A 6,675-nucleotide genomic window follows, 5' to 3' on the forward strand; every position below is an offset into this window, starting at 1 on the left:
GACGTCACGTTCCGCCGTGCCGGTAACGATATCCAGATTCTCAACAGCTTCTCCCTCGAAGTGGATGATGGGGAGTTCGTTGCACTTGCCGGGCGGTCAGGAAGCGGGAAGTCAACCGCCATTGCAGTTGCCTATGGTCGTCGGAAGCCCGATCGTGGCGTTGCCCGATGGGGTGACGTTGAGCTTGCGGAGACAGGTGAGAAGGAACTCCAGAAGATCCGCAAGGCCAGCATCGGCTTCGCAGCCCAGGATGCTCTTGTATTTGATGATCTGTCTGTTTCTGCCAACGTCCGAGTTGGTGGAGGAACTGGCGAGCGCTGTTCGGAGCTCCTCGAGTCACTGGGGCTTGCGGACTTCCGTGCTATGAAGGCTGGTCGCATCTCGGGTGGAGAACGCCAACGGGTCGCCGTTGCTCGTGCCCTCGCGAAGGCCCCGTCCCTCGTCCTCATGGACGAGCCGACAGCATCGCTTGATGCTGCCGCAGCAGCCCTGGTTATCGAGCAACTTCGCCATGCAGCAGGTCGGGGTGCCGCAGTTCTTGTTGCCACCCACGATGTGCTTCTTAAAGAAGCCGCCGATCGGGTGATCGAACTGTGAACGTGCGGCCTCGCATGAGGCGAACCCACGTCATTGTCTTTGCCCTCATTGGCCTCCTCGTCTTTTCCGGTTCTCTTCTTGGCAGGATCGGTGTGTCACGTGCTGGCGAGATCCTTGAGGACAACTGGCGCGGAGCATACGACATCCTGGTAACTCACGAAGATGGGTTTGAACGGATTTCGCCGGGCAGGGATGCAAACGGCTTCAGCCTTGTCGATAACAACTATGCGTCACAAGCAAGCCGGGTTATCGGATTTGACCAGCTCGACCAGATCAATGCATTAGATTCAGTCGACTTGGCTGCACCAGTTGCCTTTCTTGGGCGGATGGCAAATGCACCGCCCTGGTTTTACTTCACGATCGAGGACCACAATTTCACTGAGGACCCAGTCCAGGACTACGTGATCACCTGGAGCATCACCGACGACAACGGCATCATCTTCGAGAGAACAAATAATCTCCGGATCGATGCGACGCGATGGACGGGTGAGAGCGGTCAGTACTTTGATGTTGGGATCAGCATCACCAACGATTTCGCGCCCATGGACCGTCACCTGCTCCTCGTTCAGGCATCTGTATTCGGCGATTCTCTCCTTCTAGGCTGGGGTCAGGGACCAACCGTTGCCACGACCATCGCCGCCGTCGACCCAGTCCTCGAACAGGAACTCCTCGGCGAGGCAGGCGAGTTCCTCCAACCCCTTGAAGACTTCGATGAATTCATTCGACAGCATAGTCAGCTGACCCCGATCGAAGCTTTCGGTGAGACCGGCACTGAAATCCTCCCCGAACTGATTGATATGCCGGGAGTACAGCCGGGGTCTCGGCCAGCACCGTTCTGGATGTACGGCGGGCAAAATCCTCTCGTCGGTTATCTTCGCAATACAGACGCTTACCCGCCCACAACAATCACCGCGACAATCGAAGGCGTGGGCGAGACGAGCGTCGAATATGACGAGGTCATGCGGCCGTTCAACGGCGGTCTCCACGATCTCCCGTGGCCAACGAACGATCTCGACACCGGCGAACCAATCATCGAGAACTACACGCTCAGCAACTACACCGGCACCCGCCTCTATCCTCCCCAGCTCACGCAGGTCGACTCCCCCGTCGAAGGACAGGCGGCCTTCACCGCCCGGATGCTGGGGATCTACAGTCCCTTTGCCCGGATCGAGGGAGCTGACATTGACCTTCCAACGGGAACCGATCCTGGCGAGGAGATCAGCTACCGTAACCCAACTGGGAATCAGCTTTCCATTGGCACATACTCCCAAGAGGGCGCCGCTCCTTTTGAAGTTGCTACCTTCACTCCAGGAGAGGTCGTCACGGAAGGCGGGTACGTTCCACTCGGGCTCTACGGGCCAAATACCGCAACGCACGAGGGCGAGCCTTTCCCCGTCTCACGCCACGCCCTTGGTATCGCCACTCAGGCTCCCTCCGCCATCGTGTCCTTCGAAGGAGCAAAGGAACTCACCTCTCAGGAGACCATCATTTCCGCGGTCCGGGTACGTGTTGGCGGGCTGGACGGGCTCGACAACGACGATGCCCTGACCAGGATCAACGACACTGCGCAGGCCATCCGGCGCATCGACGGGCTCGATGCCACGGTCGTCATCGGCGGAACAACTCAGCCCGTCAACATCTGGGTGCCGCTCTACGCCTTTGGAACAGACGATCCCCTGGGACAGCAGGTTGTCGACGAGCTGGGCTGGATCCAAGTTGACTACGGAACACTCGGTGTTGCTTCGTGGACAGCATCACTTACGAATGAAACCGTGGACCGCGTTGCCGTCGCCACCATCCTCATCTCATCCCTCTTTGTCATAGGACTCTGTCTACTAGCCCGGCAAGAGCGGCGTACCACCCACGCACTCCTCGCATCTCAGGGACGGAGTACGTCCCAGCGACTACGGTGGACACTGGGTGAGGAATGGCCCGGGCTGGCCGTCTTCGGTGTCGCTGCCGCCATTGCTTTCATCATCGCGGGCACCGACATGATTCGCTATGCAATCCTCGCCGCCGTTCTCGCACTCCTCCTTGGACTCATCATTGCCAACCCGGTCCATTCTCGGAGACTAGCCCCAGCCGACAGGCTTGGAACCCGTGCACGCATGCTAACCCTGGCGGTCTTCGAGGGCATCAGCCTCGGTATCACCGCCGCCGCCATCGGAGCCCTCGGTATGATCTCGCTCTGGTACTTCCGGCTCCTCACCCAGACAAGCCTCGGCTCCATCATGACGCAGGCACTCATGCCTGTCGTGGGAGCAATTCTCGCGGCTGGCGCAGTCATCGTCCTGACGATGGCTGTCACTGCACGGAAGAACCGTGAAGTCACGAGCGCACGTAACGACTTCTCCTATTGGGGTCTCGAAAGGTCACAGGCTCAGATTCGCACCAGGAACTTCGCCCCGGTTCTCATTCACGTCATTATTGCTTCAATCATCGTCGCTGCTGGAAGCCGGTATGCAGACGGCTACCAGCAGGGCACGACCCTTTATCTCGCACTCGGCGGATGCTGGATTCTCATATGGCTCCTCACCCGTGGAATCAGCGCATTGCGATGGAAGCCGACAATTCTGGAGCCAACACCATCCCAGTAAGACGGATCCCGTACCCCAGTTCCTGATCAAATACCCACTCACAACCAGTGATAACGCAAACGAACCGCGTGAGTACGTAGGCAAGCAAGTGCATTAGTAACAAGATTCGCGTAACGCTACACGCGCTGAAGATGAAACTGAAACAAACAGGATTAGCCTAAAAGGCATGCGCCAAGAGTGACAGCGGAATCATTCCCTTATGGAAGCCCTGACCGGACTCGCTCTTGGGACAGCCTTAGCCGGTTACTTATTTTCCGCGAATTCTTCGTGGTGACGGATAACTTCGGTGACGATGAACTTGAGGAACTTCTCGGCGAAGACTGGGTCGAGACCTGATTCTTCCGCGAGGGTCTTGAGGCGTGCAATCTGGCGTTCTTCGCGGCCTGGATCGGAGGCGGGAAGGCCGAGTTCGGCTTTGAGTTTGCCTACCTGCTTTGTGCACCGGAAGCGTTCCGCCAGGATGTGGATCAGTGCAGCATCTATATTGTCAATGCTCTCCCGTGCGGTACGCAGTCCCTCCGGGATGTCCTGAGCGTGTTCCACTTCTCCTCCTAGGCAGACTTCTTCGAGCGCTTATAGACGAAAGTGGGTTCACCACCCTCGAACGCCTTCTCATCAATGATGACGCGTTCGATGTCGGAGCGCGAGGGGATCTCAAACATGAGCTCCCGCAGGATACCCTCCATGATCGAACGCAGGCCGCGGGCACCGGTGCCGCGCTCGAGAGCCTTTTCAGCGATCCTGCGAAGGACTTCGTCGGTGAACTCTAGCTCGACGTTGTCAAACTCGAACATGCGCTGGTACTGCTTGGTGAGGGCGTTGCGGGGCTCGGTGAGGATGCGGACAAGGTCGTCGACCTCGAGAGCATCCACAGTGGCGATTACTGGGAGGCGGCCGACCAGCTCGGGAATGAGACCAAACTTGTGAAGATCGTCGGGCTCAACATCGCGAATCAGGTCACCTGCGGCCTCGTGGCTGGAGAGCTCCGAGCCGAAACCAATCGAGCGCCGGCCCGAGCGGGAGGACACAATCTCCTCCATGCCAGCAAAGGCACCTGCGACGATGAAGAGGACGTTCGTCGTGTCAATCTGGACAAACTCCTGGTGGGGGTGCTTGCGTCCGCCCTGCGGGGGAACCGAAGCGACCGTGCCCTCGATGATCTTGAGGAGGGCCTGCTGAACACCTTCACCCGACACGTCGCGGGTAATCGAGGGGTTCTCGGACTTGCGGGAGATCTTGTCGATCTCGTCAATGTAGATAATGCCCTGGGCGGCACGATCCGTATCGCCGTCGGCCACCTGAATGAGCTTGAGGAGGACGTTCTCGACATCCTCACCCACGTATCCCGCCTCGGTCAGGGAGGTGGCATCTGCAATCGCGAAGGGCACGTCAAGCATGCGGGCAAGTGACTGAGCAAGGTAGGTCTTGCCTGTGCCGGTCGGGCCGATGAGGAGAATGTTGGATTTGCCGATCTCAACGGGCTCGCTCCCCTTCTTGGGAACATCCTGGCCTGCGCGAATCCGCTTGTAGTGATTGTAGACGGCAACGGAGAGGGTCCGCTTGGCGGAGTGCTGGCCGACCACGTATTCGTTGAGGAACTCGTAGATCTCCTGCGGCTTCGGCAGTGACTCGAGCGAGAACTCGGATTCTTCCTGACCGAGCTCCTCGGCAATGATCTCATTGCACAGCTCAATGCACTCGTTGCAGATGTATGCCCCCGAGCCGGTGATCAACTTCTTGACCTGGCGTTGGGACTTCTGGCAGAACGAGCATTTGAGCATGTCCGCTGCGTCGGCGGTGCGAGCCATAAGAGTACCTCCCTGAACTGTCACCACTCTAGCGACATCGGCGTGCTGGCGCGAATGCACCACGCGGAAACGGGAGCCGTTCAATAGGCTCCCGTTTCTGTGGATTGTTACATCGTGCTAGGCCTCGATGCGGGGCGGCTTGCGGGAGGTAAGAACCTCGTCGACAAGACCGTATTCCTTGGCCTGCTGGGCGGTGAGGATCTTGTCGCGGTCAATGTCGCGCGAGACCTCCTCCTTCGTCTTGCCCGAGTGGTCGGCAAGGGTCTGCTCGAGCCATTCCCTCATGCGGTCGATTTCGTTCGCGACGATCTCGATGTCCGAGGCCTGGCCCTGGACGCCCTGCATGGCGGGCTGGTGGATGAGGACGCGCGCGTTCGGCAGTGCGAGGCGCTTACCGGGTGCACCGGCTGCAAGCAGGACGGCTGCTGCGGAGGCGGCCTGTCCGAGGCAGACGGTCTGGACCTCGGGCTTGATGTACTGCATCGTGTCGTAGATCGCGGTCAGCGCCGTGAAGGAGCCGCCCGGCGAGTTGATGTACATCGTGATCATGGCATCCGGGTCCTGCGACTCGAGGACGAGCAGCTGGGCCATGACATCATCAGCGGATGCGTCATCAACCTGGACGCCGAGGAAGATGATCCTGTCCTCGAAGAGCTTCGCGTAAGGGTCCTGACGCTTGTAGCCGTAGGGCGTACGCTCCTCGAAGGTGGGGAGCACGTAGCGGGATTCCGGCATTGCCGGCGCCATCATCGACGGGTAGTTCATCTTGTACTCCTGGTTCACTTGGTACCACCGCCACCGGAGACGAGATCCGAGGTCTCAACGACGTGGTCGACAAAGCCGTATTCGAGGGCTTCCTGGGCCGTGAACCACTTGTCACGGTCCGAGTCCTCAATGATCTGCTCAACCGTCTTACCGGTCTGCTGAGCCGTAATCTCAGACAGCTCGTGCTTCATCTTGATGATGAGGTCGGCATTGATTCGAATGTCGGTAGCGGTACCACCGGCACCGCCGGAGGGCTGGTGCATAAGAACACGGGTGTGCGGGGTGATGTAGCGCTTGCCAGGGGTGCCCGAGGTCAGCAGGAACTGCCCCATCGAGGCAGCCATGCCCATGGCAACCGTGGCAACATCTGGCTGCACGAACTTCATCGTGTCGTAGATGGCCATCCCGGCCGTGACGGAGCCGCCCGGCGAGTTGATGTACAGGTAAATATCCTTCTCGGGATCCTCTGCGGCGAGCAGAAGCATCTGTGCACAGATCGAGTTCGCGTTATCGTCGCGAACTTCGGAGCCCAGCCAGATAATGCGTTCCTTGAGAAGGCGGTTGAAGATGTGATCACTCAGGCCGAGAGATGCGGCCTGGTTCTGCATCGAGGGAAGTGTGCTCAATGGACAGCCTCCTGAATAGAAAAGTCCTTGCGTTCATTCGAGGTTAACGCACCTAGCAACGTCCTACTTCCCTCGGTCGGCTTTGTTTCGCTGTTGGCGCATATAAACAAGGAGTCCGCGAGATCTCTCCCGCGGACTCCTCATGTCTATTACCTGTCGGCGAAACGACTACTTCTCGTCCGTCTCGGCCTTATCGGCCTTTTTGGCCGGAGCCTTCTTCGCAACCGGCTTCTTTGCAGCAGGCTTCTTGGCGGGCGCCTTCTTCGCCGGGGCCTTCTTGGC

Annotated in this window: 6 protein-coding genes; 2 read left to right on the plus strand and 4 right to left on the minus strand. The window is 58.9% G+C overall.

What is annotated here, in order from left to right:
* The coding region (locus tag ACTHUY_RS10310) for an ABC transporter ATP-binding protein (protein ID WP_441678679.1) at nt 1-597 on the plus strand (597 nt) is incomplete at its 5' end.
* Between the two features lie 14 nt (nt 598-611).
* Nucleotides 612-3,194 (plus strand): hypothetical protein, encoded by a 2,583-nt coding sequence (locus ACTHUY_RS10315; protein WP_441678681.1) that lies wholly within the window; start codon nt 612-614, stop codon nt 3,192-3,194.
* 243 nt (nt 3,195-3,437) lie between these two features.
* On the opposite strand, the gene ACTHUY_RS10320 is transcribed toward ACTHUY_RS10315, so the two are convergent.
* The 4 genes from ACTHUY_RS10320 to ACTHUY_RS10335 all read right to left on the minus strand — a co-directional run bounded on the left by ACTHUY_RS10320 (nt 3,438) and on the right by ACTHUY_RS10335 (nt 6,375).
* Nucleotides 3,438-3,737 carry a chorismate mutase gene (locus ACTHUY_RS10320; protein WP_441654119.1) on the minus strand — a complete coding sequence of 100 codons (300 nt, stop codon included), beginning with the start codon at nt 3,735-3,737 and terminating at the stop codon, nt 3,438-3,440.
* An 8-nt stretch (nt 3,738-3,745) separates the two neighbouring features.
* Nucleotides 3,746-5,002: an ATP-dependent Clp protease ATP-binding subunit ClpX gene (clpX, locus tag ACTHUY_RS10325; protein ID WP_441654120.1), complete on the minus strand. Its 1,257-nt coding sequence runs from the start codon at nt 5,000-5,002 to the stop codon at nt 3,746-3,748.
* Nucleotides 5,003-5,119: 117 nt separating this feature from the next.
* The gene (locus ACTHUY_RS10330; RefSeq protein WP_126703802.1) at nt 5,120-5,767 is read right to left on the minus strand and encodes an ATP-dependent Clp protease proteolytic subunit; all 648 of its coding nucleotides are present in this window, start codon (nt 5,765-5,767) and stop codon (nt 5,120-5,122) included.
* 14 nt (nt 5,768-5,781) lie between these two features.
* Entirely contained in the window at nt 5,782-6,375 is a 594-nt protein-coding gene (locus tag ACTHUY_RS10335; RefSeq protein WP_126704972.1) for an ATP-dependent Clp protease proteolytic subunit, read from the minus strand.
* Nucleotides 6,376-6,675 lie beyond the last annotated feature (300 nt).

It is taken from the genome of Flaviflexus sp. (assembly GCF_052087705.1).
In the GTDB taxonomy this organism is placed as follows: domain Bacteria; phylum Actinomycetota; class Actinomycetes; order Actinomycetales; family Actinomycetaceae; genus Flaviflexus; species Flaviflexus ciconiae.